The sequence below is a fragment of the Nonomuraea sp. K271 genome (assembly GCF_009908215.1).
Classification (GTDB): Bacteria; Actinomycetota; Actinomycetes; order Streptosporangiales; family Streptosporangiaceae; genus Nonomuraea; species Nonomuraea longispora.
In genome coordinates this window covers 1-375 of the sequence record NZ_JAAAHR010000410.1, presented here as the reverse complement: position 1 = coordinate 375, position 375 = coordinate 1, and the positions used below count along the sequence as shown (strand labels likewise).

Below are 375 nucleotides of genomic sequence, written 5' to 3'. Positions count from 1 at the left end.
AGGTCTCCCACCCTGTGAGGGGTTAAGGCTCCCGGTAGACGACCGGGTTGATAGGCCGGGTGTGGAAGCATGGTAACGTGTGGAGCTGACCGGTACTAATAGGCCGAGGACTTGACCACAAAGCATATTCTTTGGTGTGTGCAGCGCTCTGTTACTCTTCGCCGGGTCCGGAGCTGCGCCACACCAAAGTAAGATTCTTGCTCGCGTCCACTAGGCAATTCTGAGACAGCAAGCGGTTACGCTTGACAGTTTCATGGGGTTACGGCGGTTATGGCGGGAAGGAAACACCCGGTTACATTCCGAACCCGGAAGTTAAGCTTCTCTGCGCCGATGGTACTGCACTCGGGAGGGTGTGGGAGAGTAGGTCGCCGCCGG

2 rRNA genes are annotated in these 375 nt (G+C 57.3%); both read left to right on the top strand.

The window, feature by feature from the left end:
• Positions 1-119: ribosomal RNA gene (locus tag GUY59_RS47220) — 23S ribosomal RNA — on the top strand; the annotation flags it as partial.
• Positions 120-260: 141 nt separating this feature from the next.
• Positions 261-375, top strand: a 5S ribosomal RNA gene (rrf, locus tag GUY59_RS47215); the annotation flags it as partial.